Raw genomic sequence first — 1,920 nt, forward strand, 5'->3', positions numbered from 1 at the left:
CGGGCCGGGCCCGGCCCGCCGGTTCGCCAACTGGCTTGGATTCGGGAACCCGTCCGGCACCGACGACGAGCCCGGCTTCTACGCGGGCCGCCCCGACGACGAAGACAACCTCTACAACACCCCGGCGGCCGTGCCGCCACCGCCCGAGGAACCGCCGCCCCTTCCGCGCCAGACGGATCGCGACGCGGAACCGCCGGGCCTACCTGACGCCCCGAACACCGACGACGCGTCCGAAGCCACAGACCGCCCGCGCCGCACCCGCAACAGCAGCCCGTGGGAAGACATCATGCTCGGCTCCGGGCCACCGCCCGGAACATCGATGTCGGACGCACTCCCCGCCGGAACGCTTCCGCCGATCGCCGCAGCGCCCCGCGACCGCGAGATCCGCGGCGGCGCGGTGTCCGACTGGCTCGACCCCATGGACCCCGTCGATCCCCTCGACCCACGCGACCCGGACCCGCCCTCGGCCCCGGACCCGATCGCCGGCACGCCCGCGCCGAAGCTGACCAAGCAACTCCCCGACGACCACGGCGAAGACGAACAACCTGCGCCACCACCGGCGGAACAGGCCGACCAGGCAGCGCACTCCACACCCGACGGCCCCGAACCCCGGCGCATGCTCCGCCTGTTGCCCACCCCCGTCCTCGCCGACGGCGGCGGCATGGTCGTCGACGGCGGACGCGTCGGACGCCTCACCGTACGCGCCGCAGCGGTACGCGGCGGCCTGCACTCCGAGCAGGGGACTCCCCGGCAGAACTCCTTCGCGGTCGGTCCCGACCCCAGCGGTGCATGGACCATCACCATCGTCTGCGACGGTGTGGACGGCGTGTACGCCGCCGAACTGGCCGCCCAGGTGGCGATCCGCAGTACCTACCGGGCTGTCGCACGCATGGTCGTCTCCGGCCCCCACGAGGAGTGGGACTGGACGAAGACGCTCGACACCGTGCGCACGGAGCTGCACACCCGCCTCACCGAAATCGGTTCGCGGGCCCGCGCGTTGGGCCGTCCGGCACCCGCAACGCGCCTCGCGGTGCTTGTCACCTCGGCCGAGCCCCTGCACGACGACCGCGTGGACATGGCGGTGTTGGGCGACAGCACCGTCCTGCGTCTGTCCGAAGGCGGCTGGCGCGCTCCCCTGGGCGTCCGGGAGACCCCCGCGGACGCTCCGTCCCCCGCGCTCCCGGAACACGGAACCGAGCACGCACGCGTCTGCCGTACTACCTGGCGGCCCAGCGACGCCCTCGTGGTCATGACCGGCGGCTATGCCGAAGCCCTCGGCGCCGGCTCAGGCGGCCTCGCCGCCCGTCTCGCCGACGACTGGCGGCGCCCGCCGGAACTGCTGCGCTTCCTCGGCGACGTTGCCGAAGGGAGCCACACCGACGACGGCGCCGTCGTGGCCCTGTGGCCCGAGCCGTAGCCGGGGAGAACACAAGGCGGCGGGACGAGGCCTGGCACCAGGCCCTCGACCCGCCGCTTCCGGGTACGCAGGTTCTCTCAAGCGAACGCCAGCACAGCGCCGACGACCACGGCGATCAGTACAACGACGATCACGCCGATCATCACCGGCGAGATCCCTCCGCTGCGGTGATGCTCGGCCGGCGCCGCCGCGTTGGCGCGCTCGCCCGCCACAAAAGCNCAGCGCCGACGACCACGGCGATCAGTACAACGACGATCACGCCGATCATCACCGGCGAGATCCCTCCGCTGCGGTGATGCTCGGCCGGCGCCGCCGCGTTGGCGCGCTCGCCCGCCACAAAAGCTTGGAACATCTGGGTGCTTGCGGCCGGGTCTTGCTCATTGTTTTCAGGCATGCGCACGACCATACCGCTCCGCGTCGAAACACGCTCCAACGCAAAAGAGGCTTCTCCCGAAAGGGAGAAGCCTCTTCCACACAATAATTCCGGCGGCGTCCTACTCTCC

1 protein-coding gene is annotated in these 1,920 nt (G+C 71.8%); it reads left to right on the top strand.

Annotated features, from left to right (window positions below):
- Nucleotides 1-1,417 (top strand): protein phosphatase 2C domain-containing protein (locus ACRX5W_RS12035; protein ID WP_436788023.1); only part of this gene is annotated, 1,417 nt, incomplete at its 5' end.
- Nucleotides 1,418-1,920: the final 503 nt, after the last annotated feature.

The organism is Yinghuangia sp. YIM S10712 (assembly GCF_051388935.1).
In the GTDB taxonomy this organism is placed as follows: domain Bacteria; phylum Actinomycetota; class Actinomycetes; order Streptomycetales; family Streptomycetaceae; genus Yinghuangia.